Source organism: Treponema sp. Marseille-Q4130 (genome assembly GCF_014334325.1).
GTDB lineage: Bacteria > Spirochaetota > Spirochaetia > Treponematales > Treponemataceae > Treponema_D.
Map to the genome: position 1 here is coordinate 97,459 of NZ_JACSET010000006.1, position 24,345 is coordinate 121,803.

Annotated in this window: 35 protein-coding genes; 6 read left to right on the forward strand and 29 right to left on the reverse strand. The window is 49.9% G+C overall.

All coding sequences use genetic code 11. From position 1 onward, the window contains the following. The 6 genes from H9I36_RS07835 to H9I36_RS07860 all read left to right on the forward strand — a co-directional run. The coding region (locus tag H9I36_RS07835; RefSeq protein ID WP_222864667.1) for a lipid II flippase MurJ at positions 1-416 on the forward strand (416 nt) is incomplete at its 5' end. A gap of 31 nt (positions 417-447) precedes the next feature. Beyond that, a complete protein-coding gene (locus H9I36_RS07840; protein WP_187384812.1) occupies positions 448-921 on the forward strand; it encodes a COG2426 family protein in 474 nt (157 codons plus the stop codon). Between the two features lie 151 nt (positions 922-1,072). Next, on the forward strand, positions 1,073-4,993 hold the full coding sequence (locus tag H9I36_RS07845; RefSeq protein WP_187384813.1) for a fibronectin type III domain-containing protein: 3,921 nt from the start codon (positions 1,073-1,075) through the stop codon (positions 4,991-4,993). Between the two features lie 4 nt (positions 4,994-4,997). Then, positions 4,998-7,259, forward strand: a complete 2,262-nt coding sequence (locus tag H9I36_RS07850) for a fibronectin type III domain-containing protein (RefSeq protein ID WP_187384814.1) — start codon at positions 4,998-5,000, stop codon at positions 7,257-7,259. 19 nt (positions 7,260-7,278) lie between these two features. After that, a complete protein-coding gene (locus tag H9I36_RS07855; RefSeq protein WP_187384815.1) occupies positions 7,279-7,629 on the forward strand; it encodes a hypothetical protein in 351 nt (116 codons plus the stop codon). Positions 7,630-7,636: 7 nt separating this feature from the next. Further along, positions 7,637-8,560: a hypothetical protein gene (locus H9I36_RS07860; RefSeq protein ID WP_187384816.1), complete on the forward strand. Its 924-nt coding sequence runs from the start codon at positions 7,637-7,639 to the stop codon at positions 8,558-8,560. A gap of 329 nt (positions 8,561-8,889) precedes the next feature. On the opposite strand, the gene H9I36_RS07865 is transcribed toward H9I36_RS07860, so the two are convergent. The 29 genes from H9I36_RS07865 to tuf all read right to left on the reverse strand — a co-directional run bounded on the left by H9I36_RS07865 (position 8,890) and on the right by tuf (position 24,047). Next, the gene (locus H9I36_RS07865; RefSeq protein ID WP_187384817.1) at positions 8,890-9,141 is read right to left on the reverse strand and encodes a hypothetical protein; all 252 of its coding nucleotides are present in this window, start codon (positions 9,139-9,141) and stop codon (positions 8,890-8,892) included. 284 nt (positions 9,142-9,425) lie between these two features. Continuing rightward, positions 9,426-9,932 (reverse strand): 50S ribosomal protein L17, encoded by a 507-nt coding sequence (rplQ, locus tag H9I36_RS07870; RefSeq protein ID WP_187384818.1) that lies wholly within the window; start codon positions 9,930-9,932, stop codon positions 9,426-9,428. After that, positions 9,922-10,971, reverse strand: coding sequence for a DNA-directed RNA polymerase subunit alpha (locus tag H9I36_RS07875; protein ID WP_187384819.1), 1,050 nt, complete (start codon positions 10,969-10,971; stop codon positions 9,922-9,924). The genes rplQ and H9I36_RS07875 overlap by 11 nt, the downstream gene beginning before the upstream one ends. A 9-nt stretch (positions 10,972-10,980) precedes the next feature. After that, positions 10,981-11,361: a 30S ribosomal protein S11 gene (gene rpsK, locus H9I36_RS07880; RefSeq protein ID WP_187384820.1), complete on the reverse strand. Its 381-nt coding sequence runs from the start codon at positions 11,359-11,361 to the stop codon at positions 10,981-10,983. Between the two features lie 110 nt (positions 11,362-11,471). Beyond that, positions 11,472-11,840, reverse strand: coding sequence for a 30S ribosomal protein S13 (rpsM, locus tag H9I36_RS07885; protein WP_016520667.1), 369 nt, complete (start codon positions 11,838-11,840; stop codon positions 11,472-11,474). 11 nt (positions 11,841-11,851) lie between these two features. Next, positions 11,852-11,965, reverse strand: coding sequence for a 50S ribosomal protein L36 (rpmJ, locus tag H9I36_RS07890; RefSeq protein WP_021331253.1), 114 nt, complete (start codon positions 11,963-11,965; stop codon positions 11,852-11,854). 38 nt (positions 11,966-12,003) lie between these two features. Next, entirely contained in the window at positions 12,004-13,338 is a 1,335-nt protein-coding gene (secY, locus tag H9I36_RS07895; RefSeq protein ID WP_187384821.1) for a preprotein translocase subunit SecY, read from the reverse strand. 15 nt (positions 13,339-13,353) lie between these two features. Further along, positions 13,354-13,908: a 50S ribosomal protein L15 gene (gene rplO / locus H9I36_RS07900; protein WP_187384822.1), complete on the reverse strand. Its 555-nt coding sequence runs from the start codon at positions 13,906-13,908 to the stop codon at positions 13,354-13,356. Further along, positions 13,908-14,093 carry a 50S ribosomal protein L30 gene (rpmD, locus tag H9I36_RS07905; protein WP_180486846.1) on the reverse strand — a complete coding sequence of 62 codons (186 nt, stop codon included), beginning with the start codon at positions 14,091-14,093 and terminating at the stop codon, positions 13,908-13,910. Before rpmD ends, rplO begins: the two co-directional genes overlap by 1 nt. A 3-nt stretch (positions 14,094-14,096) precedes the next feature. Beyond that, a complete protein-coding gene (gene rpsE, locus H9I36_RS07910) occupies positions 14,097-14,732 on the reverse strand; it encodes a 30S ribosomal protein S5 (protein ID WP_187384823.1) in 636 nt (211 codons plus the stop codon). Positions 14,733-14,742: 10 nt separating this feature from the next. Beyond that, positions 14,743-15,105 (reverse strand): 50S ribosomal protein L18, encoded by a 363-nt coding sequence (gene rplR / locus H9I36_RS07915; protein ID WP_187384824.1) that lies wholly within the window; start codon positions 15,103-15,105, stop codon positions 14,743-14,745. Between the two features lie 11 nt (positions 15,106-15,116). Continuing rightward, on the reverse strand, positions 15,117-15,656 hold the full coding sequence (rplF, locus tag H9I36_RS07920; RefSeq protein WP_187384825.1) for a 50S ribosomal protein L6: 540 nt from the start codon (positions 15,654-15,656) through the stop codon (positions 15,117-15,119). 12 nt (positions 15,657-15,668) lie between these two features. Then, positions 15,669-16,067 carry a 30S ribosomal protein S8 gene (gene rpsH, locus H9I36_RS07925; RefSeq protein ID WP_187384826.1) on the reverse strand — a complete coding sequence of 133 codons (399 nt, stop codon included), beginning with the start codon at positions 16,065-16,067 and terminating at the stop codon, positions 15,669-15,671. Positions 16,068-16,082: 15 nt separating this feature from the next. Next, positions 16,083-16,268, reverse strand: coding sequence for a type Z 30S ribosomal protein S14 (locus tag H9I36_RS07930; RefSeq protein WP_021331277.1), 186 nt, complete (start codon positions 16,266-16,268; stop codon positions 16,083-16,085). Between the two features lie 10 nt (positions 16,269-16,278). Next, complete coding sequence (rplE, locus tag H9I36_RS07935) at positions 16,279-16,830, reverse strand: 50S ribosomal protein L5 (RefSeq protein WP_180486850.1); 552 nt, start codon at positions 16,828-16,830, stop codon at positions 16,279-16,281. Then, positions 16,830-17,147 carry a 50S ribosomal protein L24 gene (gene rplX / locus H9I36_RS07940; protein WP_180486851.1) on the reverse strand — a complete coding sequence of 106 codons (318 nt, stop codon included), beginning with the start codon at positions 17,145-17,147 and terminating at the stop codon, positions 16,830-16,832. The genes rplE and rplX overlap by 1 nt, the downstream gene beginning before the upstream one ends. Positions 17,148-17,159: 12 nt before the next feature. Next, positions 17,160-17,528: a 50S ribosomal protein L14 gene (rplN, locus tag H9I36_RS07945; protein ID WP_016520678.1), complete on the reverse strand. Its 369-nt coding sequence runs from the start codon at positions 17,526-17,528 to the stop codon at positions 17,160-17,162. 15 nt (positions 17,529-17,543) lie between these two features. Beyond that, positions 17,544-17,819: a 30S ribosomal protein S17 gene (gene rpsQ / locus H9I36_RS07950; RefSeq protein WP_021331239.1), complete on the reverse strand. Its 276-nt coding sequence runs from the start codon at positions 17,817-17,819 to the stop codon at positions 17,544-17,546. A 10-nt stretch (positions 17,820-17,829) separates the two neighbouring features. Then, positions 17,830-18,054, reverse strand: coding sequence for a 50S ribosomal protein L29 (gene rpmC / locus H9I36_RS07955; protein ID WP_187384827.1), 225 nt, complete (start codon positions 18,052-18,054; stop codon positions 17,830-17,832). A gap of 12 nt (positions 18,055-18,066) precedes the next feature. Further along, the gene (rplP, locus tag H9I36_RS07960) at positions 18,067-18,486 is read right to left on the reverse strand and encodes a 50S ribosomal protein L16 (protein ID WP_187384828.1); all 420 of its coding nucleotides are present in this window, start codon (positions 18,484-18,486) and stop codon (positions 18,067-18,069) included. Positions 18,487-18,489: 3 nt separating this feature from the next. After that, entirely contained in the window at positions 18,490-19,215 is a 726-nt protein-coding gene (gene rpsC, locus H9I36_RS07965; protein ID WP_187384829.1) for a 30S ribosomal protein S3, read from the reverse strand. 1 nt (position 19,216) lies between these two features. Then, complete coding sequence (gene rplV, locus H9I36_RS07970; RefSeq protein WP_187384830.1) at positions 19,217-19,573, reverse strand: 50S ribosomal protein L22; 357 nt, start codon at positions 19,571-19,573, stop codon at positions 19,217-19,219. 11 nt (positions 19,574-19,584) lie between these two features. Continuing rightward, the gene (gene rpsS / locus H9I36_RS07975) at positions 19,585-19,902 is read right to left on the reverse strand and encodes a 30S ribosomal protein S19 (RefSeq protein ID WP_187384831.1); all 318 of its coding nucleotides are present in this window, start codon (positions 19,900-19,902) and stop codon (positions 19,585-19,587) included. 17 nt (positions 19,903-19,919) lie between these two features. Further along, positions 19,920-20,744, reverse strand: coding sequence for a 50S ribosomal protein L2 (gene rplB, locus H9I36_RS07980; RefSeq protein WP_187384832.1), 825 nt, complete (start codon positions 20,742-20,744; stop codon positions 19,920-19,922). Between the two features lie 27 nt (positions 20,745-20,771). Next, positions 20,772-21,056 carry a 50S ribosomal protein L23 gene (locus tag H9I36_RS07985; protein ID WP_187384833.1) on the reverse strand — a complete coding sequence of 95 codons (285 nt, stop codon included), beginning with the start codon at positions 21,054-21,056 and terminating at the stop codon, positions 20,772-20,774. Next, positions 21,056-21,697, reverse strand: a complete 642-nt coding sequence (rplD, locus tag H9I36_RS07990) for a 50S ribosomal protein L4 (protein WP_187384834.1) — start codon at positions 21,695-21,697, stop codon at positions 21,056-21,058. Before rplD ends, H9I36_RS07985 begins: the two co-directional genes overlap by 1 nt. A 19-nt stretch (positions 21,698-21,716) precedes the next feature. After that, positions 21,717-22,337 carry a 50S ribosomal protein L3 gene (rplC, locus tag H9I36_RS07995; protein ID WP_187384835.1) on the reverse strand — a complete coding sequence of 207 codons (621 nt, stop codon included), beginning with the start codon at positions 22,335-22,337 and terminating at the stop codon, positions 21,717-21,719. A gap of 150 nt (positions 22,338-22,487) precedes the next feature. Then, positions 22,488-22,796, reverse strand: coding sequence for a 30S ribosomal protein S10 (gene rpsJ / locus H9I36_RS08000; RefSeq protein WP_021331258.1), 309 nt, complete (start codon positions 22,794-22,796; stop codon positions 22,488-22,490). A gap of 54 nt (positions 22,797-22,850) precedes the next feature. Next, complete coding sequence (gene tuf, locus H9I36_RS08005; RefSeq protein WP_187384836.1) at positions 22,851-24,047, reverse strand: elongation factor Tu; 1,197 nt, start codon at positions 24,045-24,047, stop codon at positions 22,851-22,853. Positions 24,048-24,345 lie beyond the last annotated feature (298 nt).

The following is a 24,345-nucleotide window of genomic DNA, read 5'->3' on the forward strand; positions in this document are numbered from 1 at the left end:
CGGGTATTTTCAACTTCGCCGTCAATATAGCGCTCGCTTCTCTTTTCGTCGCTCGCATGAAAGGAGCGGGCATCGCGCTCGCCCTTTCGATCGCAAGTTTTGCGAATACCGTTTTTTTATGCGCCGCTCTTCCGCGCTTGCGCTCCGTCGATACCAAAAAGATTATTAAATCGTCGGTATTATATGAATTGAAAATAATAATTTTTTCACTCGTCGCCGCTCTTCCCGTCTATATCGTGCGTCCGCGCCTCGTATCTTTTTTTGCAGGACACGGTCGCATCATTTCCGACGGAGGCGTCGTCGCCGTTTCTACGCTCCTCTTCGCCGCCGTCGGCGTCGTCCTCCTTTTTTTCACGCGGGATGAAATCGCAAAACTCTGTGCGGAAAAATTCTTAAAGCGACGGCCGCCGCTTTAAGCGAGCGGCAAAATACGCTATACTTACGCCTATGATTTCGCATTACCTGTGGATTTTTTTTATTGCAATGGTGCCGCTCATCGAACTGCGCGGCGCGATCCCCGTTTCGCAGGCATTTACGCCGCCCTTGCCGCTTTTGCAGTCATATATCGTCTGTATCGCAGGCAATATGCTCCCCGTGCCGGTCATCTATCTCTTTGCGAGAAAATTTCTCGAGTGGGGTGCGGACAAAAAAATCATCGGAAATATCTGTACGTTTTTTCTTATAAAAGGAGAAAAGGCGGGTAAAAAGCTTGAGGCAAAAGCGGGTCGGGGACTTTTTGTCGCGCTCATGCTCTTCGTCGGCATACCGCTTCCCGGCACCGGCGCATGGACGGGTACGCTCGCTGCGAGCGTCCTCGATATGGATTTTAAAGAAACCGTACTCGCCGTTACGCTCGGAGTACTAATAGCGGGGCTCATCATGGCGCTCGTAAGCTTCGGCGTGTTCGGCGTTATTCGGTAAGCGCATATCGATACCCGAAAACATACATTTTCGATATTTGCCCTAAAAACACTTGAAAAAAACAACTTGAAGAAACTTGAAGAAACTTGAAAAAACAATTGGAAAATATAATAAAATATGTTATCATATATAGATTTAGAAGAGAATCTATATGGCAATACAATTTAAGTCTTATTTGAAAATTTTGCTACTTGTTGCTTCGACCGGTATTTTTTTATCATGTACAGAACTCGTCACCGCACCGACAATGCAGGCAGACGGTTTGCTGCGCAGTGGAACAAACGATACGATCGCAGCTCCGCAAAATCTTTCTGCAACACAGGGCGAAAAGCGCACCATCACACTGAGCTGGACGGAAGTACATAAAGCCGTGCGTTACTATGTGTATGCCTCTCCGACGCCATTCGGTACTTTTCCGAAAGTCGGAGAAACATCCACACGTTTGTATACCTATGACGCTATGCCCGGCGTGACGCGGTATTTTAAAGTAACGGCCGTATCCTACGCAGGTACGGAATCGAAACCGAGCTTAACTGTTTCCGGAACAACGCTCGCACAACCCGTCATCAACGATATACAGCAAACCGAAAATACTGACAGCGTAACGATCTCTTGGTATATGGAAAATACCGATGCCTATTGCGACGCACTGCAATATACGATTACGTGCCGAGGCAATTCCGATGTTATACGGACGGAAACGATTGCGGGCGGAGCAAACGGAATATCCGCACCGACGTCGTATACGTTTACAAATCTGAAGCAAAATACAAAATACAAATACACGGTCGAAGCGTTTTTAAAAACCGCACAGGAAGCCGTTGAAACAAGCGATGCGGTCGATGCGGAAACGGCTGCTTCGTTAAAACCGAGCGCACCGGATAATATGCATGCGACGGGCGGCGTTCTTACAAATATGATTTCGCTGTCGTTTACGCTTCCTGAAAAAGCGAATGTCAAACAGACGACGGATATGGGTACGGGCGGTCAACAGGCAATCTACAGCAAATATCCGCTGTATTTCAAAATCGCACGGCGTATCGCAGCCGGTGATACCGGCACGGAATATTCATGGATGCCGCTGGAAGAAAAAATTTATTATTCTCCGTCAGAGACAGATAAATGGACAAACACGGAACCGACTTCCCTTGAAGCATATAATGCGGCATATACGGAAGGTGCTACCGTCACGTATATCGATACATCGGATCTTGTGCGCGGCATAAAATACGAATATAAAATCCAATCGTATATCTATAAAAAAAATACGACGGCATCTTCATCATCTTCATTTGCGGTAGGTTGGGAAGCTGCCGTTCCGCTGTTCGAATTATCGAATATTACGTCCGTTCCCGATAACGAACCGCATCCGACAAAGAACATCAAAACATCGGTGCGATTTAAAGCGGCTTGGACGTCGCACGATAAAGAAAGCGATTACGTATTTATCGTCAAAGAAGATCACAACGATATTGCCGATAATTACAGCGGCTCAAAATATATGCTGTATGAATCCCTCGCAAGCCTAAACGACGCCGTGCTTACGTATGACACCCAAGATGCGGCAAGCACAAACTGCGGGTACTATACGTATACGATGTATATCGTTTCAAAAACTTTTCCTCACGGCGCCGATGAACTTGAAACCGCGGTACACAATGCGCTCGATTCCGCTCCGGCGCAAAGAAGCGCTCTTGTTACATCGGAAATCGATTTACCGAAAGCGTCTATCACAGTCGATGACGGATACAGGGACAAAGCGGTAATTTCATGGAATTACGACAGCCAAACGGACTATACGCTTAAGCGCTATACCGCCGACAAAAACGGATACAAAATCGAAGGCACGCTCAAAGAAACCGATAACGCGGCACTCGGTACAACGGGCAGCTACATCGATACCACGCTTGAAAACGGAAAAGCATATATCTATGTGCTGTGTGCAAAATACAAGACGGGCACGATTACCATTCTATCCGATCCCACGACTGCGTATACGCTCGGCGTTCCCTTCGTAACGTTCGATGCCGATTCTCCGGCATACAGTGCGATCACGATTTCATGGAAACCGGTACAAAAAGCGGATATCTATACCGTCACGTTGACCTGCGGCAGTATAACGGTAACGGGCACGCTCGAAAAAAATACGACGGGGTCTTCATATACGGCGTCCGAACACACTTCGTATACGATAGGCGAAACCGGTCAAATCATCTACACGATCGGTAAACCTGCAGGATATGACGACGCACAGATTTCGGGAAAACCTTTTACCTGTACGGTATCGGCTTCAAACAGTAAAGCCGCAGCAGCGTCGGCTCCGATACAAGTGCGTACGCTTGGGCCTGCCGAAACGAATGTAACGGCAACCCTTGCACAATCCGCCGATCGAATCACAGCAACATGGAATACGGTGCAAGGTGCGGCAGGCTATTTCGTACTGCGCGACCGATGCGATATTTTAAATGACAAGATTCTTTCAAGCGACGTATATTTCGTACCGGCAACTCCGACCGGCAGTACAAATGAAATACAAGCGAATAAAGAAATCATCTCCGGTGCAAGCGCCGTCATAACCGGCAATACAATCACGCTGACCGACACCTATACGGCATCTCCGGCAACGGGTATGACCGTTTGGCAAGACAATCAGGATAAACTCGCGTGGGGATACCCGTATCGCTATACCGTATTCCCCGCGAAAAGCGCAAACGATGCCTACGACGTTTCAGCCGTTTCGGAAAACGGAAAGCGTACACAGGTAACAATACGCGATGTCGTCTATCAAAACGTCGATAAGATTTTTGCTGCCGGTTCCACGCTCGGCTGCGGCTTTGCAGTCACCGCGACAAAATCCGAAAGCCCCGATTCCGTTACGATTGTATGGCAAAAGCCGTACGGAATAACGACGCAGGAACCGAAACTGTGGCGAAAACGCATGACGGGAAGCGGGGCGCAATGGGAAAAAACGACGGAACTTGTCGATGCGCACGGCAACTTTGTCGTCGCTCCGACGGGAAACGAACGTACCGTTCCGTACGGCTATGCCGTCGTCTACAGCGACGAAGCGCCGCACGCCACATACCTCACATCTCTTTCCGTTTCCGATCCGAAAAGTCCGTCGGAACCGCTCAACAAGGGCTATGCATTTGCGATCACGTGTACCGCGAATAACATAAAAAACGGTGCCGCAGCGGGATTCGGAGAACGGATCGGGTGGACGCTGTGGAATTACGACGAACGCGCTGTCGGACCCGATCAGGGAAAAACGTATGAGCTGTACATCAAAAACAGCGACTATAATGCGAACTGGAATAAAATCGCAACGGTTTCGCAAGACGGAAGCGTTACCCTGAACAATAAATCGGAGTACGCGGTGACGATCACGCCGTCAAACGAAAGTTTGAGCATTATCCCCGTACTGACAAACGACACGCATTCGGGCTTGCTGCAAGTGCTGCGTGACTATAAGCATTATGCAAAGATGGAAATAACGCGGACTCTTTCGGACGGAACACACATCATCGCATCGTATTCGGACGGAGACCCGTTCGCATACCGTGAAATCACACCGAAAGAATTCGCCCTCGTTTCGGCGCTGTCGCTCGCTACGGCGATGTACCGCGACATGGAAAATGAAACGACGCAGTTTCTCGAATACAGCAAAGAAGGCAAGTGGGGGACGAGAAGGATCTTTTATTTTAATAAAAATAAGGGGCCGTTTTTCCAAACGATATCGGGAACGCTGCGCTGTTATGCCAGCACTACCGGTCCCAAAATGCCGAAAAAATACGGACACTACGACACAAATGATATGGGTGATATGCCAAGTTGGCTCGGCGGCAAAGTAGATCCCGACCCCTGTACGCTGACGCTCGCATCGCAGAGCATATACACGGGCTCGGCGACGATTACGTCTATGGAGAACGAAGGCGGAAGCTATACCGTTAAATACCGTTCGGAAGAAAACGGTAAAAATTTCAGAGAATTCGTTTCGTCGATATTCAGCTACGGCAACCTTACGTCTCCGGAAAACTATGATTGGTCTGCAACGGAAAATAAATGGAAATAATACTATGAAACATACGGTACCTGTTCGATTATATATTGTACTGGCCGCGCTTGCGTTCGGCTTTACGTCGTGTCATCAGTTTTTTCAAGGCAAAATAGACATGACGCAAAAGGACAGGAGCGCAGCGTTGACGGATATTTTATCGGATACCGAACCGATTACGCAGCTCGATAAACCGGCGCAGATTTTCGTTTCGCACGGCAAAAACGCGGATGCGGTAAAGATTCACATAGCATGGAGCGCGGTAACGGGAGCGGCATCGTATCGGCTTGAACGAGCCGTTGTACAAGCAAAAGAAAACGGTACTTTTCCACTCCCTGATGAAAGCGAATTTGAAATCATCAAAGCGTCCGGAACGAACCCGATAACATCGAGTTATATAACGGGAACATCCTATACCGATGTCATTCTCAATTCCGAAAGTGCAAAATATTCGGATAAAGAATATACCTACGGCTTCTTTTACCGTGTAAGCGCGGAAAATGCGTACAAAAAATACGATCCGAGCGCGTTTACCCAGTCTGCACAAGCCGGAACCTTGCTTGCACCGCCCCGCTCCCCTCGTGCGAGTCTCGGCGATTCGGAAAATTACATCATGTTGACATGGGAAAAAAGCGAGAGCATCTCATATTACAAGATCTACCGGAGCGAAAACCGAGACGGAACAAACAGTTTGTATCTCGATAGGGTTGCGGCAAATCAAAACCAATACAAAGATATGATTCCCCCTCCCCAACAGGGAAAAGAATATTTTTATACCGTTTACGCACAAAACGCAGCCGGAAATATAAGTGTGGCAAGCGCACCGGCACTCGGCTTTACACTCATGGCGGGTGCACCTTCGAAAATTCAAAACGTGCGCGTTACGGACGGTCGGGGCACTGCCGTAGATCACATCACCGTTACATGGGATCCCTCAAGCGGTACCGATATCTCATACGCGGTATACCGCACGAGTTCCGTCGACAGCGCGTACTTACTGTGCAGCAACACCGTAACGCAGACATCCTATACCGATACCCAATCGTTGAAGCCGAACGTGTACTACTATTATCAAGTGCAGGCTGTCAAAACGGTTGTCAACAGCGACGGAACGACGACTGTTACAAAAGGGCCGTTTTCGGCATCGTCGCCGACGGATGCACAGCCCGCAGAAGCGTATCTGCTCAGTCCTCCTGCATCGCTCGAAGTGGCGAAAGTGCGCGGATCGAATCCTGCAAAAGTACTGTTTAAATTTCCGGCAGCGCTCGGCTCGTCCGAGTGTCTTACCAATTCGCACATATATAACGATTACAATACCTATACGTATCGCTTGTTCGGCGGCACGACGCCCGATACCGTCAGCACGGAAATATCGGTATCTATGCCGGCGGCGATAAACGGCTATTACGAAGTGGAAGCGGCTCCCGGCAGTCATAAATTCTTTACGGTCGTAACGGTAAACGGAACGCAACAAAGCGCAGCGAGCACGGTAGCGGCTCCCGCCCCTTACGAAGCAAAAGACGTAACGGCGACACAGCATAAAGCCATACCGGGTCTTACCGACAGTGCCGCCGACGCAAACTCTTCCGGTGTCTATCCCGTACGGATCACGTGGAGTGCATCCGATGAAGGAGCCGACGGCGGTTATTATATATATCGTTCGACACAAAAGACAAACGGCTTCAGGAGGATTACGGAAACGCCGGTAACGGAATTGTCTTATATCGATAAAAACGATACGGCAAAGACGGGAACCTATTACTATTATAAAGTGCTCTCGCTCAACAGTCTGCTGCAAGGGATAAATTTTACGGAGGCGGCATGCGGATACGGTGCGCTCACCTATGATCAATATTTTAGGGAATACAACAAAACGATAAAACGTTCACACCAAAAGCTTACATTGATGCACAAATCAGGAACGAGCGCGCTCGGAAGTGAAACGGTACAGGGCGATATCGGAGGCGAAGTGCGATATAAGGCGGAAATGAGCGGTTTCGGTGCGCGCATAACGATGTACTACAACGGCTACTGCGACTATTACATAAGCGGCAGTGTACAACTCGGCATTTATTTTACACTTACCGGAAATACGAACACAAGCGCAAACATGAGCGCCAACGGAAGCATGGACGGAACGGTCACCTGTACGGGTATGTATCCCGGTACGATCGTATACGACAATATCCAAATAAAAGGCGGCAATGCCGCCGGGGGCAATTACCTTGTAAAGCCTGAAGGGTTCCCTGCTGCAAACGTAAGCTATGCGATCGGCCTTGAATAATCACAAAGAGGTATAAAAAATGAAACATTACAAAAAATTATTATTTTTTTCGATTATCTGCTGCATCCTGTTTGTCATACTGTCGTGCTATACGCCTTCGCCGTTGTATGGAACATGGGCGGATAACAAAGGAAACAGAATAACTTTTGTAAACGACGGATCGTATTCCGCATCGATTATCGACCAGACGGGACAAAAAACGCTGTATGAGGGGTCGTGGACGGTTCTCGATAACGTACTTATTTTGACAAAAAATTCCGGCGGAACGATTGATACCGAATGGGATATTCGCGGCTCAATGTTGTATCTCAACTGGGTAGATAACAATAATGAAACCCAGGCATTGACGCTCTTTCATATTTCAAAATAGGAAAGCTATGAAAAAATATTTATTTCTAATGATGATTATTCCGCTTTTATCGCTGTCTCCGCTTTTCTCTGCAGAACAAGCGGAGATACAGCAGGAGGATTCGGTCGAATTAAACCCGAAAACGAAATTTCCTGCGATCAAAGAAAAGCCGTTTATCGTTTTTAACGAAGGCGTAACGGTATCGCAGATAACGCGCCTCATAAAACAGGACAAGTACAACAGAAGCAATTTCGTATGGCAAAATTATCTTGTCGGATTGTATTGTGAAATGCAAACCGAAAATATAAAACCCGTTGACAGTCTGCTCCGTATAGCCGTGTATTACCCGTTCAAGCATACTTTCAACGGCATGGATCAAAAAGCGACTCAGCCGATTTTGTATGCATTCGATGTATACTACGGACCGTTTTTTCAAACGGATATGTGGAAATACGTCTATATCAATTTTTCATTCGGCCCGCATTTTTTATATGAGCTGTCGGATGAATATCATCATATACAGCTCGGAGGCGCCGTCCTTCTCGGCTTGGAATTGCCTCTCTTAAAACGATGGACTGTCATCAATAACGGACTCTTCGCCGTCGATTACGGTAATATCGGTTCAAACCGTGTAATCGCACCCTATGATTTTGTTTGGCAATATCAGCTTGAACTCGGCTGCAGGTACAGTAAACGAAAACAAAATAAATATACGTACATTCACAAACTCGATAAAAAAGCGGCAAGCACAGAAAAAGTGCAAGATCAGCAGGCGGAAAACGACGGCTCCCTCATGCAAAAAACGGATCAAGGGACATCGGAGCAAACAGAAAACGCATCGGAAAAAGATCCGAAACCCGAAAACGACGCGGTGCACTCAAATGATAACCTACGGAAATCGGAAAATGTTGAAGCGCCGCATCCAGAAAGCTCCGAGCCTGCAATAGAATAACGTGACAGACGTATTATCAATTTTCCGTTGAATAATTATATTTTGAAAGTAATTTCCAAATAAGAGTATGCTTTCGGCGAGAACTTCGTTAGTTGCAATCAGATCGTTCGGTTTCGCATTACTGATAAGTTTGCCCTGCAAACTTACAGTTAAAAACGCCGCAGCCTTTCAGCGGCGCTTTTAAATCTTCCTTAAAATATGGCATTGCAGAAAATATCAATTTTCGAAAATGCCGCATTCGTGCGCAAAAGCGCACACGTACATCCGCGAGTTTTCTTTTGAAAACTCGAAGTTAAAAGCACCGCGCCATCTGTGCGGTGCTTTTACTTTCAACTTTCCGCAGGCGTTTCTGCAGGAGCAGCTTCCGCTGCAGGAGCGGCTGCAACCGGCTCTTTTGCCGGAGCTTCTCTGCGCGCTTTGTTTTTCATCGCCGCATTGCAGAATTTGCACACTTTCACTTTTTGTCCGTCGATTTCAACTTCATACAGAACTTTGATACCGGTTTTATGACAGACGGGGCACTCGTCTCTGCCGCGCGACGGCAAAGAGCGCAAACCCGTTCCTCGATGATTTTTAGACATACATACTCCCATAAAAACTTTTGCAGGATGTTTCAACATCCGAAAAAGTTTTTAGTCGTGCGCGCGCCTCGCAACGAGCGCGTAGGCGCGAAGTTTCGAGCGGCGCACATGTCGAATAGTCGAGTTTGCAACGCAAACTCGAAATACGAAACAACGGCGATATTTTAGACGGCGTTTCGTATCATCTCCCATAACGTTTACGGAAAACGTCGGTTTTCATAAACGCTTTAAGGCACTGTCCGAAAAGTAAGCGGCTTTTAAGACAGTCCCCCTTTTTATCGATATTATTTTTTCGAGTCGGCTTTATCGGTTTTTGCCGATTTTTTTGTGCCGTCCGATTTCTTTTCCGTGCTCTTTTTTTCGCCCGCGTTCTTTTTCTCCGCCGACTTCGCCGCTTTTTTTTCGGCTTTTTCCTCTTCGCTCGACGTATCGAGTTTATAATCGACGAGTTCGAGTATGACGACATCGGCGGCATCGCCGCAGCGGAAACCGAGTTTTAAAATACGCGTATAACCGCCGGCGCGTTCTTTCATGCGCGGTCCGATCTCCGTAAAAAGCTTATTCAAGATTTTTTCATCGGAAATAAACTTTGCCGCCTCTCGGCGATTGTGCACGGAATCCTCTTTTGCGCGCGTAATCAGTTTTTCCGCAGATCTGCGCACTTCTTTCGCTTTCGACTGCGTCGTCGTAATGCGTTCGAATCGAAAAAGAGACGTTACCATATTCCGCGACATAGCTCTGCGATGTGCAGGCGTTCGTGAAAGCGGATTAAATCCCATCTTATGATTCATCTGTTTCTTCCTTCTTAGTGATATTCAAATTCTTCAGATGACTGTAATCGGTCATGCCGAGCGACAAACCCCATTCCTGAAGCTTTTCTACAATTTCCGTGAGACTCTTTTTGCCGAAGTTGCGCGTCTTCGTAATATCGTCTTCCGTCTTTTTCGTCAGCTCGCCGATCGTGCGGATATTCGCATTTTTCAAGCAGTTCGACGAACGCACCGAAAGCTCAAGCTCGTCGACGGGAGTGTTGAGGATTTCGCGGATCCGCTTATCGCCCTCATCGCCGTCATCCCCTCCGGAAAGCGCAGTATCGTCAAAATTGATAAAAATTCTAAAATGCTCTTCGGCGATTTTAGCCGCTTCGGCGAGCGCGTCTTCGGGAGAAATCGTTCCGTCCGTCCAGATTTCGAGCACGAGCTTGTCGTAATCGTTTCTCTGTCCGACGCGGCACGGTTCGATCGCATATTTTACTTTGACGATCGGCGTAAAGATCGCATCCATCGGGATCGTACCGACGATTTCGATATAATGTTCGTTTACTTCGGCAGGAACATAGCCTCTGCCCAAATCGACTTGGATTTCGATATCGACTCGCGCGCCGTCCGTCATCGTAAAGATGAGCGCGTCTTTCGTCATGATTTCAAGTTCGCCCTCTTTGGCAAAGTCGTCGCTTTTGACCGTGCCGGGCCCTTTGAACTCATACAAAATCGTATCTTGCTCCGTATCGCCGGGCAATCGCAAACGCATCTGTTTTAAGCTGTTGATAACTTCCAACGTGTCTTCCGCGATATTCGGAATCGCTTCGAATTCGCTTGAAATGACATGAGGAACACCTTCGGCATCGTACGACGTAATCCTAACGGAAGTAACCGCATAGCCCTGAATCGAAGAGAGCAGGACGCGCCGGAGCGTATTGCCGATCGTCGTCCCGAATCCCGTTTCAAACGGGTACGCCGTAAACTTTCCGTAATTCGGATTCGTTTCGAGCGGGGTGTAAGTAATGCCTTTCGGTTTTTTAAAACCTTTGAGCAGATTTTTGCGAGCCATCTGAACTCCTTACATACTGCGTGTTTTGCGCGGGCGGCATCCGTTATGGGGAATCGGCGTAACGTCGGAAATCGATTTTACTTTAAGTCCCATGTTGCCGATGGAGCGGATCGCGTTTTCACGTCCCATTCCCGGTCCCTTGACATACACGTGGACTTCGCGCAAGCCGTAGCTCGCGGCTTTTTGAATAGCGGATTCCGCAACCGACTGCGCGGCAAACGGAGTCGATTTTTTCGCTCCGCGGAAGCCGAGCCCGCCGGAAGACGCCCATGCAATCGTATTGCCCTGCAAGTCGGTAATCGTAACGATCGTATTATTGAATGTAGCTTGAATGTATACGTTGCCTTCGTATACGCTCTTTTTTTCTTTTCGCTTTTTAACCGTAGCCATTGTATCTCCCAAAAACGCCGCATCGGACGGCGCCGTATCTTTTGCCGCAAAACGCATCCGCTCCTTTTACGCCGCAAATACACGGACGGAGCGGGTATGCACAAAACCGCTTACGCCTTTTTCTTGTTGGCGACCGTCTTCTTTTTACCTTTGCGCGTGCGCGCATTCGTGCGCGTGCGCTGTCCGCGTACCGGAAGACCGCGTCTGTGGCGCAGCCCGCGATAGCAGCCGATATCCATAAGGCGCTTTAAGTTCAAACCGATTTCCGTGCGGAGGCGGCCTTCGACTTTGTAATTTTTGTCGATCGCTTCGCGCACGCGGGCAAGCTCTTCTTCCGTAAGGTCGTTTGCCAATTTTTGCGGATCTACTTTAGCTTTTTCGCAGATATCGCGCGCCGCGGGGCGGCCGATACCGTAAATATACGTCAACGCAATGCTTATGTGTTTGTTCGGGATATCCACACCCTCAATTCGAGCCATACAGTTTCTCCTTAGCCCTGTCTCTGCTTATGCTTCGGGTTCGTGCAAATGATGCGGATGATGCCGCCCCGTTTGATAACCTTGCAATTTGCACAGATCGGTTTTACACTGGTTCGTACTTTCATACTGTTCTCCCATGCAATGTTTCCGCTATACGCAAAGCCTAGAGGCTCCGCGACCTGATTCTGCCCTTCGTCGTCAATCCGTCGTGATGGTGCATTTTGAGAAGGGCTTCAACCTGACTCATCGTATCCAAATCAACACCGACCATAATGATCAACGACGTTCCGCCCATCAACATTGCGATGGACTGCGGAAATTTGAAAATCGTTTGAATAAAGGTCGGCAATATCGCGATAACGCACAAAAAGATCGCGCCGGGCAATATGAGCCGATTCAATATCCGCTGCAGATATTCTTCCGTTTTATCCGTCCGCACGCCGGGAATGGAGCCTCCGTTTTCCCTGATGTTTTTTGCAATTTCCGTGGGGTTCAGCGTTACCTGAGTGTAGAAGTATGCAAAAAAGACGATGAGGATGACGAGCAGAATATTATACGATACTCCGTTCGGCGTGAGGAACGACGCGAGGCGCGCCACCCACCGTGCGGAATTCTGATTGCTTCCGAACATTTGAATAAGCTGGATCGGGAACGTCAAAAGCGAAGACGCGAAAATGAGCGGGATGACGTTCGACGGATTGATCTTAAACGGGATATACGTGTTTTGTCCGCCGTACATTTTCCGTCCGACGACGCGCTTGGCATAGTGTACGGGTATTTTCCGTTCGCCCGACTCTTCGTATACGACGAGCGCGATGATACCGATAAACATGACAAGCACGATGATCGCAAACACAAACTGTACGTCGCCTGCAACGATTTTCCGGCCGAGTTCCACGACCGCGCTCGGAAGACGCGCAACGATACCCGCAAAGATCATCATCGAAATGCCGTTGCCGATACCGCGCGACGTAATTTGGTCTCCGAGCCAAATCGTCACCATGGAGCCTGTCGTAACCGTTATCATCGCAAGCATACGGAACGCGATCCTGTTTTCAATAACGATTGAATTCGGAATGCTCGACGCGTAAACCGTCACCGCATAAGACTGGAGCAGGCACACGAAAATCGTGCCGACCCGCGTCCACATCGCGATTTTACGCTGACCGCCGTCTTCTTCGGCGACGCGCTTCAACGACGGAAAGATGATCACCGCAAGCTGCATGATGATCTGCGTCGAAATATACGGCATAACGCCGAGCATGAAAATAGAAAAATTCGAAAAAGCGCCGCCGACGAAAAAGTCCATATAACTCGCAAACGCGTTTTTGTTTTGGCGTGCGAGCTCATCAAAGTAGGACAGGAGCACGTTCGCGTCGATACCCGGTATCGTCAGGACGCTTCCCATGCGGAAAACGGCCAAAATCAACAGGGTAAAGAGCAGACGGCTGCGGAGCTCTTTGATTTTAAACATATTCACGATAGAATTGCCTGCCATGACGTAAACTCCGCGTTATTTTTTCTTGTCGCCGGCAGGTTTTGCCGCCGCTTCTTTTTTCGCGTCTCGCACTTTCGCGTACGCCGCATTCCGCTCTTTTCTGTTTTGTCCGACGGCTGCCTGAACTGTCCCACCCGCCTTTTCGATCTTCTCTTTTGCGGACGCGGAAATCTTATCGACCGTTACCGAAAGCTTTTTCGTTACGTCTCCGTCGCCGAGAATTTTGATCTTCGCATTGCGCTTCGACGGAATGAGTCCCTTCGCAACGAGGGAAGCGCGGTCGACGGTTTCTCCGTCTGCGAACTTCGCTTCGAGATCCGAAACGTTGAAATAGAGCACGTCTTCTTTAAAACGCGCGTTCGAAAATCCGCGCTGCGCGACACGGCGGAAAAGCGGCATCTGACCGCCTTCGAATCCGATGTAGGGATTACCGCCACCCGAACGCGATTGCTGACCTTTATTGCCTTTTCCCGCCGTCGTTCCGAGTCCCGATGAGGAACCGCGTCCGACGCGCTTGGGCTTTTTATTTGCGCCTTCCGGTGCGTGAAGTACGGGATTGTAATCCGACATTATTTCGCCTCCTCGACTGCAAGAAGGTGAGAACATCTTGCAATCATTCCGCGAATTGAAGCGTTATCGTCGTGCACGACCGACGAATTGAGTTTCCCCAGACCGAGCGAGCGCACGGTCGCTTTTACATCCGACTTCTGTCTGATCGTGCTTTTTTTAAGCGTAATCTTGAGTTTACCTGCCATAGATTAACCCCACAACTCGTCGAGCGTTTTGCCCCTGCCCGCAGCGATGGCCTTTGCATTGAACAAGTGTTCGATCGCATTGAACGTCGCGCGCACGACATTGACGGAAGCGCTCGCGCCGAGCGATTTTGAAATGATATCCGTCGCTCCCGCCGCGTCCATAATCGCGCGAACCGCCCCTCCGGCAATGATGCCGGTACCCGGACAGGCCGGTTTGATAAGCACTTCGGAGCTTTTATATTTGCCGATCATCTCATGCGGAATCGTTCCGTTTTTTACCGGCACGACGATGAGATTCCGCTTTGCGCGGTCGATACTCTTTTTGATGGCTTCGGTTACGTCGTTCGCCTTTCCGAACCCGTAGCCGACGCGTCCTTTTTTATCGCCGACGACCGTGAGCGCCGCAAATGAAAAGCGGCGACCGCCCTTTACGACTTTTGCCGTACGATTCAGCATGACGAGCTTTTCGACGAATTCTTTGTCTTCTTCGCTTCTGCGCTCGCCGCGGTCTCTGCCCCTGCCCCGCCTCTCTCGTCCGCCTTCGCGGGCGTTTTCTCTGGAAGCTTCCGCGCGGGGCGTATCCTTCGGATCGGGTGCAGCTTTAACTTCTTTTACTTCTTTATTTTCCTGCTCTGCCATACATACTCCCTTAGAATACGATCCCCGCTTTGCGGGCTCCGTCGGCAAGTGCTTTGACGACGCCGTGATAGAGATAACCGTTGCGGTCGAACACGACAGTCGTAATCTGTTTATCTTTCAAACGCGCGCCGAGCGCTTCGCCGAGCTTTGCGGCATCGGCAACGGTCGGTTTCAAATTCGCAAATTCCTTTTCGAGCGTCGAAATACATGCGAGCGTTTTGCCTGCATCGTCGTCGACGATCTGCACCGACAGATTTTTATTGCTCCGCGTCACCGTCATGCGGGGGCGGGAAGCCGTGCCCGATACCGTTTTACGGATGTGAAATTTTCTGTGCAGACGGCGTCTGTTTTTATCGTCCATCTTTTTAATCATAACACTTCACCTTATTTTACGCCGGTTTTGCCGACTTTGCGTCTGATGACTTCGGTTTCATAGCGGATACCTTTGCCCTTATAGGGTTCGGGCTTGCGCAAACTGCGGATCTCCGCGCAAAACTGACCGACTTGCTGTTTGCTGATACCCGATACCGTAACTTTGCCGTTCGCATCGGCCGCAACCGTAAGTCCGTCGGGGATCAGCGCGATAAAATCGTTCGAATAGCCGAGGTTCATCACCAGTTCTTTGCCTTTGACTTCGGCACGAAAACCGACGCCCGTGATGATGAGCGATTTCGAAAAACCGGCCGTTACTCCGATCACCATATCTTTGATAAGGCTGCGGTACAAACCGTGATCCGCATTCGCCTGCTTCGAAGCGTTGTTCGGAGTAACGTGAATGTTTCCGTCTTCAAACGAAACTTTGACATTTTTTCCGTAGTGCTGATGCAGCTCGCCTTTCGGCCCCTTTACGGAAATCGAATCGGGGTTTACCGTTACCGTGACGCCCGCCGGAACAGCGACGGGAAGTTTACCGAGTTTTGACATAGCTTTCTCCCCTTACCATACCGTACAGATCAATTCACCGCCGACCATCTTTTCGGTCGCCTTTTTTCCGGTCGTCACGCCCGTCGACGTCGAAACGATGAGCGTTCCGTAGCCGTTGTACACGCGCGGCAAATCTTTAAAACCCGAATACACGCGGCGTCCGGGCGTCGAAATCTTTTTCATCCCGTGAATGACCGAATTGTTTTGACCGTCGTATTTCAAAAAGATGCGGATGATGTTTTTTCCGTCTTCCTGAACCTTTTTAAAGTTTTTGATATACCCTTCGGTTTTCAAAATCTTGACGATTTCCAGCTTCAGCTTCGAAGTCGGAACGTCGACTTTTTCGTGGCGGACAGCAACCGCATTCCGAACCTTGGTGAGCATATCTGCAACCGGATCTGATGCACTCATTTTACACTCCTGCCGCTACCAACTCGATTTCGTGACGCCCGGAAGCAGGCCTTCACTTGCCAATTTACGGAAGCACAAACGGCACATTTTAAATTTCCGTAAATATCCACGCGGACGCCCGCAAATCTGACAGCGGTTGTATTCCCGTGTCGGATATTTTTGCTTGCGGGCAGCTTTAATAACCATCGATTTTTTAGCCATAGGTCCTCACTTATTTCCGGAACGGCATATTGAACTTGGCAAGCAAAGCGCGGGCTTCGTTGTCCGTCTTTGCACTCGTTACGATCGCGATATTCATGCCGGAGATCCGCGCGATTTTATCGAAATCGATTTCCGGAAAAATAATCTGTTCCGTAATGCCGAGAGAAAAATTCCCGTGTCCGTCAAATCCCGTCGATTTGATGCCGCGGAAATCCTTTACGCGCGGAAGCGCAACGTTGACAAGGCGGTCCAAAAATTCATACATCATTGTTCCGCGCAGCGTTACCCGTGCGCCCACTTCATTGCCCTCACGAAGTTTGAAATTGGCTATGCTTTTGCGAGCCTTTGTCTTGACCGCGTGCTGTCCCGTAATCTGAGCCAGATCTTCGACAGCGGCATCAAGAAGTTTCTTGTTGGTGAGAGCTTCGCCCACGCCCATGCTCACGACAATCTTTTTGATTGCGGGAACCTGCATCGGCGTCGTATAGCCGAACTCTTTTATGAGAGCGGGAGCGATAGTTTCCTTGTAGACTTTCTTAAGCCGAGGTACGTAATTGTCCATTACAGTGTTTCTCCACATTTACGGCAGACACGAACTTTTTTATCGCCGTCAATTTTATAACCGATCTTTACCGGGCGTCCGCATTTTTTGCACACGACGCCGACGTTCGAAATGTGCAGCGGCGCTTCGACTTCAACGATGCCGCCCTGATCCTGCTGGCTTCTCCGCTTCATCGCTTTTTTCACGATATTGACGCCGGAGACGATCACTTTGTCTTTTTTCGGAATGATGCGCACGACCGAGCCGCGTTTTCCCTTATCTTTGCCGGCAAGCACTTCTACGTTGTCGTTCTTTTTAATTTTGAATTTCTTCTGCATACGAAATGCTCCTTACAATACTTCCGGCGCAAGCGAAACGATTTTCATAAAATCCATATCGCGCAGTTCGCGGGCGACCGGTCCGAACACGCGTTTGCCTTTCGGATTTTTATTGTCGTCGACGATGACGCACGCGTTGTCGTCGAAACGGATATAGGTTCCGTCCGGACGGCGGTATTCTTTGGACTGGCGCACGATAACGGCTTTTTCGACCGCACCCTTTTTGATCGTCGACGTCGGGATCGCGTCTTTGACGGCTACGACGATGATGTCGCCGATGCCGGCATAGCGACGATGCGTGCCGCCGAGAACCTTAATACACTGAACCATTTTTGCACCGGAGTTATCCGCAACGGTAAGCATGGACTGCATTTGAATCATACTGTTGCTCCTGCGTTATTTTGCACGTTCGATAATTTCGACAAGCCGCCAGCGCTTGTGCCGGCTGAGCGGTCTGCACTCCACGATGCGCACGGTGTCTCCGATATGAGCGTCGTTTTTTTCATCGTGAGCCATATACTTCTTTGTCCGTTTAACGTATTTTTTATAAAGCCTGTCCATCTTCCTTGTCGTAACGGAAACGACGATCGATTTTTCCATTTTATCGCTCGTCACGAGACCGACAAACGAATGGTGATTCGGCTTTTTTACCTGAACAGTCTGCTCTTCCACGGTTCAGCTCCTATTTGTTTGCTTCGGCAGATTTTTGCGCCGCAGGGCTTTTCTGCCGGATGAACGTATTTAAGCGGGCGATTTCGCGGCGCATCGTACGTTTTTGAAGCGGATTATCTACATGGGAGATTACCATCTTAAAACGTAAATCCATGTATTCTTTTTTCATCTTGTCGCGTTTTGCAACGAGTTCTTCATAAGACAGTTCTTTATCTTTGATATTTTTATCGGCCATCTTATCCTCCCGTTACGCCGTAACCGGCTTGTACGCGATTTTCGTCAAAATAGGCAGTTTGCTTTGCGCAAGTTCGAGCGCGCGGTGAGCCTGCTTTACGTCGACACCGCCGATTTCGAATAAAATCATACCCGGCTTGATAACCGCAGCCCAGAATTCGGGCGCACCTTTTCCCTTACCCATGCGGACTTCAGCCGGCTTTTTTGAAATAGGCTTGTCGGGGAATACGCGGATCCACACTTTACCTTTGCGGCTGAGTTCGCGGTTGATCGCGACACGGCACGCTTCGATAACCGTCGCTTTGAGCCACGTCGGCTCGGTCGCGACGAGCGCTATGTCGCCGAAATCTATATGATTGTTGCGCGTTGCGTTTCCTTTTTCTCTACCGCGCTGCACTTTACGGTGCAATACTCTTTTCGGACTGAGCGGCATACCTTAACTCCTTGCCTGTTTTTCGGACTGCGCCGGAGCGCGTTCGCGGCGGCCTTTGCGCACAAGCTGGCCGGCATCTTCGTTCTGTTCGACGCCGTAATTCATACCGTTGTACACCCAAACTTTGACACCGATTTTGCCGTACGTCGTCTGCGCTTCATACGTGCCGTAGTCGATATCGGCTCTCAGCGTGTGAAGCGGGACGCGTCCTTCTTTGTGCTCTTCGGTACGCTTCATGTCCGCGCCTCCGAGACGACCGGCGAGACGGATCTTGATGCCCTGAGCGCCGGCGCGTACCGCGTTGTTGATCGCCTGCTTTAAAGCCCTGCGGTACGAACCGTGACCTGCAAGCTGGCGGCCGACGTTTTCGGCTATAAGCCTCGCGTTCAAATCGGCACGCTTGATCTCTTTGATTTTGATCTGCACCTTTTTCGGTTCAAGCTGCTTTTGAATCTGCGCGCTGATCGTTTCGATCGTTGCACCTTTGACGCCGATGATGACACCGGGACGCGCCGTATGGATCACGATCGTCACACGCTGCGGATGGCGGATGATTTCGACTTCCGCAATGTCGGCGTTTTTGCATTCCGGAAGATTTGCAATCATCTTGCGGATTTTCAAATCTTCGAGGACGAGACCCGCATATTCGCGGGGATCCGCATACCAGCGAGACTGCCATGTTTTGTTTACGCCGAGGCGCAAACCGATAGGATTAACTTTCTGACCCACTTTATTTTCCCGCCTTTTCGTCAACGACGACAGTAATATGACACATACGCTTTAAAAGCTGATCTGCGCGGCCACGTGCTCGGAACCAAATCCGCTTGAGCCGCGGGCCTTCGTCGATTTTGATTTCTTTGACGTACAGCATATCTTCATCAAGCTTGCTGTTCGCGTTGAGCGCGTTCGACACGGCCGACTTGAGCGTTTTGCCGATGAGGCGCGCGCCTTTTTGCGGCATGTTTTCAAGAATGACCGCAGCTTCGGAACAGCGCTTTTGATTTATCACACGGGCGACGGGACGAACCTTCGTCGGCGATGCGAAAAGAAATTTCGATACAGCTCTATATCCTTTGTTTTCAGCCATAGTTTCCACCTTTATTTAGCGGCAGGCGCAGGAGCCGCCTTCGGTGCGGCCGCCTTTGCAGCGGACTTATCGGATCCGCCGTGCGCGCGGAACACGCGGGTAGGAGAAAATTCTCCGAGCTTATGCCCGACGAGGTTTTCCGTGATATACACGGGAATCCACGACTTGCCGTTGTACACGGAAATCGTATTTCCGACCATTTCAGGGATGATCGTCGAACAGCGGGAATAGGTCTTTATCATCTTCCTGTCCGATTCTTTGTTCATCGCCTGCACTTTTTTATAGAGGCTCTTTTCGACGAAAGGGCCTTTTTTAACCGATCTTGACACTGTCAGCTCCTCCGCACTTACTTCTTACGGCGCGAAATAATAAATTTGCTCGACGTCTTCCGCTTATTGCGGGTTTTATAGCCTTTGCACGGCTGTCCCCACGGAGTAACGGGATTGCGTCCCTTTCCGGCGCCTTCACCGCCGCCGAGCGGGTGATCGACAGGGTTCATCGCCATACCGCGAACCGTCGGGCGGACGCCCATCCAGCGTCTGCGGCCTGCTTTGCCGAGCCGCACATTCATGTGATCTTCGTTTCCGACAACGCCGACCGTCGCATAGCACTTACTGTTGATTCTGCGCATTTCGCTCGACGGCAAGCGGATAATGACGTACTCGCCTTCATTGCCGGCGATCATCGCGCTCGTACCCGCCGAACGCGCGAGCTGTCCGCCGCGGCCGAGCTGCAGTTCGATATTGTGCACCGTAAAACCGACGGGAATGAGACCGAGCGGCAGTGCGTTACCGACCGTCGGAGAGGCGTTTTCGCCGGCCATAATCTTCTGTCCGACCTGCAAACCCTTCGGCGCGATGATATAGCGCTTGTCGCCGTCGGCATAATACACGAGCGCGATATTTGCGCTGCGGTTCGGATCGTATTCGATCGTCTTTACCGTACCGGGAATACCGTGTTTATTGCGTTTAAAATCGATGTCTCGATACTTCCGTTTGTGCCCGCCGCCCTGATGGCGCACGGAAATCCGTCCGCCGCCTCCGCGGCCCGCATGAGACACCATACCTGACGTAAGTGTTTTTTCGGGTTTCTTTGCCGTCAAGTGATCTCGCACCAAGTCCACGCGTCCGCGCGTACCCGGCGTTATCGGCTTAAATATCTTAAGAGCCATTGTAAATCCCCTTAATCCTTAAAAAGCTCACACGCCTTCAAACACCTGGATCTTTTCACCAGGAGCGACGCGCACAATCGCTTTTTTATACGAAGCGGTCATACCGGGAATACCCCGAGTACGCCGCATCTTTCCGCCAATATTCATCGTCGTGCAGCCGATAACCTTTACATTAAAGAGCTTTCGAACGGCGTCTTTGATCTGTATTTTGCTCGCATCTTTGTGAACGATGAAAACGTATTTATCCTGCTCACGCAGCATATTCGCCTTTTCCGAAATAACCGGCCTGATAAGAATATCCGTGATATCCATTATTCAGCCTCCTTTTCTTTCGCCGCGTAGAACGAAGAAAGATTTTTTACCGCGCTTTCAAGGGCGATGATCTTCCGCCCGTAAAACAGGGCGTGCGCGCTCAAGCGGTTGTACGACAAAAACTGCAGCGACGGGATATTGCGTGCGGCCTGTTTGATTTTCGCATCGTCATCTTTCAGAATAAGCACCGTGCGCTCGCCTTTGGTAAAGTTGTCGAGAATCTTTACCAGATCTTTCGTTTTGCCGCTGTCGATCGTAAAATCTTCGACGACGGTAAAGCGGTCGCTCTGCGCCTGCATACTCAAAATCGATTTCATCGCCAGGCGTTTTTCTTTTTTCGGTATCGCATAGCTGAAATCGCGCGGTTTCGGTCCGAAAATCGTACCGCCGCCTGCAAGGAGCGGAGATTTTTTATCACCTCGGCGGGCGTGTCCCGTACCCTTTTGTTTATACGGCTTCGCATTGCTGCCGTGCACTTCGGAACGACCTTTTGTACAAGCGGTTCCGACGCGCCTGTTTGCCAATTCATTCGTGACGGCATAGTAAATGACGTCTTCATTTACCGGAAGACCGAATACGGCGTCGTCAAGCGAAATCGTACGCAGCTCTTTACCGTCGACCGAAAAGACTTTCTTTTCCATAATGAGTCACCTTCCGTCGTTATTTTTTTACCGCGGACTTGACGATCAGCGTGCAGTCTTTATTCCCGGGGACGGCCCCGCGAACCATAATCACTTTCAGATCCGCATCGGTTTTGACGATCTGCAGATTTTGAATCGTAACCTTTTTAAAACCCATGCGACCGGGCATTTTAATATTCTTGAACGTATGACCCGGAGTCGTCGACTGTCCGGTGCCGCCGGCTTCGCGGTGAAATTTCGAACCGTGAGAAGCGCGTCCGCCGTGAAAGCCCCAGCGTTTCATAACGCCCTGAAAGCCCTTACCCTTCGACGTCGACGTAACGTCGAGAAAGCGGATACCGTCGAACAGTTCCATGCCGATTTGATCGCCGACTTTCACTTCTTTTTCGAAATCGCGGAATTCTTTCAATGTCCGCTTCGGCGCAATGTTTTCCGCAAATTGATTTTTATACGCTTTCGTCACTCTCGATTCTTTTACATCGTCAATTCCGAGGACGACGGCATCGTAGCCGTTGCGCTCTTTTGTTCTCGTAGCGATGACGGTATTGGGATCGATGCGGATCACGGTTACCGGGATAAGGTTTCCGCTTTCATCGAATACCTGCGTCATCCCCACTTTTTTTGCAATCAGACCTTTCATTCTGATACTCCTGTAAAATTTGCAAAACCTGCGCGGCATTCCGTGCCGGCTTTGCCGTAAAACGTTTGCCTGAAAGCGCGGACGCTTCGGCTCGGCCGTCATCCCGGATCCTCGGGAGCGTACCGTATACAGCGGATTTCCGAACGGAAATCACTGTTTTACTTTTACTTCAACACCGGCAGGCAGTTCCAGCTTCATAAGCGAGTCCATCACGTCCGAAGTCGGATTCAATATGTCGATAAGGCGTTTGTGCGTGCGCATCTCAAACTGTTCGCGCGATTTTTTATTCACGTGCGGCGAACGGAGCACCGTTATCTTATTGATCTTTGTCGGAAGCGGAATCGGCCCAGAAACTTGAGCACCCGCTTTCTGAACAGTCTGCACGATGGCTTTTGCACTCTGATCGATCACTTCCACATCGTACGCATGGAGCGTGACGCGAATCTTACCACTTGCCATTATTCCTCCAATCGATGCGAACGGCGCTGCAAAGAGCGCCGCCCGTTTCGAAAACTACTCGATAATCTTCGTAACCTGTCCCGATGCGATCGTGTGACCGCCTTCGCGGATAGCAAGCTTCAGACCTTCATCCATAGCGATCGGATGGATGAGTTCGCCGATGATCTTGACATTGTCGCCCGGCTTTACCATCTGAACGTTCGCTTCGAGTTCGATCGTTCCGGTGATATCCGTCGTGCGGAAATAGAACTGCGGGCGATAGCCGGAGAAGAACGGTTTTTTGCGGCCGCCTTCGGCTTCCGTAAGGACGTAGATCTGCGCTTCGAATTTCGTGTGCGGGTGGATGGAACCCGGCTTTGCAAGGACCTGACCGCGCTCGACGTCTTTCTTTTCGATACCGCGGAGGAGGATACCGACATTGTCGCCGGCCATACCCTGATCGAGGGTCTTTTGGAACATTTCGATACCCGTAACCGTCGACTTCTGCGTCGGGCGGATACCGACGATTTCAACTTCGTCGTTCATATTGACGACACCGCGTTCGATACGACCCGTTACAACCGTACCGCGTCCGGTGATCGTAAAGATATCTTCGAGCGGCATGAGGAAGGGCTTGTCTTCGTCGCGAACGGGATCGTCGAACCACGTATCCATAGCCGTGAGCAGCTCTTCGATGCACTTCGTGTTTTCGGGATCTTCGGGCTGATTCAAGGCTTTAAATGCCGAACCTTTGATGATCGGCGTATCGGCGGAAAAGCCGTATTTTGCAATCGTGTCCTTGACATCTTCGACCGCCATTTCGGTCATATCGGCAGCTTCAGCGGCATCGAACTGATCGCATTTATTGAGGAAAACGATGATCTTCGGAACGCCGACCTGACGGGCAAGCAGCAAGTGCTCTTTCGTCTGGGGCATACAGCCGTCCGGAGCGGAAACGACGAGGATGGAACCGTCCATCTGTGCCGCACCGGTGATCATGTTTTTGATATAGTCGGCGTGTCCCGGACAGTCGATGTGCGCATAGTGGCGCTTATCGGACTGGTACTCAAGGTGACGGGTATTGATTGTGATACCGCGGGCCTTTTCTTCAGGAGCATTGTCGATTTCGTCATACTTGAGCGCGTGGTCACCGAATTTTCTTGCACAATATTGGGTGATAGCAGCCGACAGCGTAGTCTTACCATGGTCTACGTGACCGATGGTTCCAACGTTCATGTGGGGTTTAGTTCTGACGAACTTTTCCTTTGCCATGATTTTCTCCTTGCCGGATTTCCTAGTCCGACATTGCATAATGGTATGTGTTGCACTTTAAGCCAGAACGGGACAATTTCCAACAGAAAACGCCGCATTCGCATACACATTGTTATTTTTGAGAATGATATGATGAACGTAATTTGACGGACAAGAATTTGTATTCATACGAAATGTTCCATACTTTCGGAACATTCTTGGCCGACACCACCGATCATCATCAAACTCGCTTTGACAACTGGTTTGGCATCTTCGAGCCTCAGTCCGTTAGGACCGGTCAAAACCCCGAAATGCTTCT

What these genes read in the sequence shown, in the direction of transcription:
- H9I36_RS07840 (WP_187384812.1), top strand. Translation starts at nt 448, where the DNA reads ATGATTTCGCATTACCTGTGGATTTTTTTTATTGCAATGGTGCCGCTC.
- H9I36_RS07845 (WP_187384813.1), top strand. Translation starts at nt 1,073, where the DNA reads ATGGCAATACAATTTAAGTCTTATTTGAAAATTTTGCTACTTGTTGCT.
- H9I36_RS07850 (WP_187384814.1), top strand. Translation starts at nt 4,998, where the DNA reads ATGAAACATACGGTACCTGTTCGATTATATATTGTACTGGCCGCGCTT.
- H9I36_RS07855 (WP_187384815.1), top strand. Translation starts at nt 7,279, where the DNA reads ATGAAACATTACAAAAAATTATTATTTTTTTCGATTATCTGCTGCATC.
- H9I36_RS07860 (WP_187384816.1), top strand. Translation starts at nt 7,637, where the DNA reads ATGAAAAAATATTTATTTCTAATGATGATTATTCCGCTTTTATCGCTG.
- H9I36_RS07865 (WP_187384817.1), bottom strand. Translation starts at nt 9,141, where the DNA reads ATGTCTAAAAATCATCGAGGAACGGGTTTGCGCTCTTTGCCGTCGCGC.
- rplQ (WP_187384818.1), bottom strand. Translation starts at nt 9,932, where the DNA reads ATGAATCATAAGATGGGATTTAATCCGCTTTCACGAACGCCTGCACAT.
- H9I36_RS07875 (WP_187384819.1), bottom strand. Translation starts at nt 10,971, where the DNA reads ATGGCTCGCAAAAATCTGCTCAAAGGTTTTAAAAAACCGAAAGGCATT.
- rpsK (WP_187384820.1), bottom strand. Translation starts at nt 11,361, where the DNA reads ATGGCTACGGTTAAAAAGCGAAAAGAAAAAAAGAGCGTATACGAAGGC.
- rpsM (WP_016520667.1), bottom strand. Translation starts at nt 11,840, where the DNA reads ATGGCTCGAATTGAGGGTGTGGATATCCCGAACAAACACATAAGCATT.
- rpmJ (WP_021331253.1), bottom strand. Translation starts at nt 11,965, where the DNA reads ATGAAAGTACGAACCAGTGTAAAACCGATCTGTGCAAATTGCAAGGTT.
- secY (WP_187384821.1), bottom strand. Translation starts at nt 13,338, where the DNA reads ATGGCAGGCAATTCTATCGTGAATATGTTTAAAATCAAAGAGCTCCGC.
- rplO (WP_187384822.1), bottom strand. Translation starts at nt 13,908, where the DNA reads ATGTCGGATTACAATCCCGTACTTCACGCACCGGAAGGCGCAAATAAA.
- rpmD (WP_180486846.1), bottom strand. Translation starts at nt 14,093, where the DNA reads ATGGCAGGTAAACTCAAGATTACGCTTAAAAAAAGCACGATCAGACAG.
- rpsE (WP_187384823.1), bottom strand. Translation starts at nt 14,732, where the DNA reads ATGGCAGAGCAGGAAAATAAAGAAGTAAAAGAAGTTAAAGCTGCACCC.
- rplR (WP_187384824.1), bottom strand. Translation starts at nt 15,105, where the DNA reads ATGATTAAAAAGATGGACGATAAAAACAGACGCCGTCTGCACAGAAAA.
- rplF (WP_187384825.1), bottom strand. Translation starts at nt 15,656, where the DNA reads ATGTCAAAACTCGGTAAACTTCCCGTCGCTGTTCCGGCGGGCGTCACG.
- rpsH (WP_187384826.1), bottom strand. Translation starts at nt 16,067, where the DNA reads ATGAGTGCATCAGATCCGGTTGCAGATATGCTCACCAAGGTTCGGAAT.
- H9I36_RS07930 (WP_021331277.1), bottom strand. Translation starts at nt 16,268, where the DNA reads ATGGCTAAAAAATCGATGGTTATTAAAGCTGCCCGCAAGCAAAAATAT.
- rplE (WP_180486850.1), bottom strand. Translation starts at nt 16,830, where the DNA reads ATGGACAATTACGTACCTCGGCTTAAGAAAGTCTACAAGGAAACTATC.
- rplX (WP_180486851.1), bottom strand. Translation starts at nt 17,147, where the DNA reads ATGCAGAAGAAATTCAAAATTAAAAAGAACGACAACGTAGAAGTGCTT.
- rplN (WP_016520678.1), bottom strand. Translation starts at nt 17,528, where the DNA reads ATGATTCAAATGCAGTCCATGCTTACCGTTGCGGATAACTCCGGTGCA.
- rpmC (WP_187384827.1), bottom strand. Translation starts at nt 18,054, where the DNA reads ATGGCCGATAAAAATATCAAAGATAAAGAACTGTCTTATGAAGAACTC.
- rplP (WP_187384828.1), bottom strand. Translation starts at nt 18,486, where the DNA reads ATGCCGCTCAGTCCGAAAAGAGTATTGCACCGTAAAGTGCAGCGCGGT.
- rplV (WP_187384830.1), bottom strand. Translation starts at nt 19,573, where the DNA reads ATGGCTGAAAACAAAGGATATAGAGCTGTATCGAAATTTCTTTTCGCA.
- rplB (WP_187384832.1), bottom strand. Translation starts at nt 20,744, where the DNA reads ATGGCTCTTAAGATATTTAAGCCGATAACGCCGGGTACGCGCGGACGC.
- H9I36_RS07985 (WP_187384833.1), bottom strand. Translation starts at nt 21,056, where the DNA reads ATGGATATCACGGATATTCTTATCAGGCCGGTTATTTCGGAAAAGGCG.
- rplD (WP_187384834.1), bottom strand. Translation starts at nt 21,697, where the DNA reads ATGGAAAAGAAAGTCTTTTCGGTCGACGGTAAAGAGCTGCGTACGATT.
- rplC (WP_187384835.1), bottom strand. Translation starts at nt 22,337, where the DNA reads ATGAAAGGTCTGATTGCAAAAAAAGTGGGGATGACGCAGGTATTCGAT.
- rpsJ (WP_021331258.1), bottom strand. Translation starts at nt 22,796, where the DNA reads ATGGCAAGTGGTAAGATTCGCGTCACGCTCCATGCGTACGATGTGGAA.
- tuf (WP_187384836.1), bottom strand. Translation starts at nt 24,047, where the DNA reads ATGGCAAAGGAAAAGTTCGTCAGAACTAAACCCCACATGAACGTTGGA.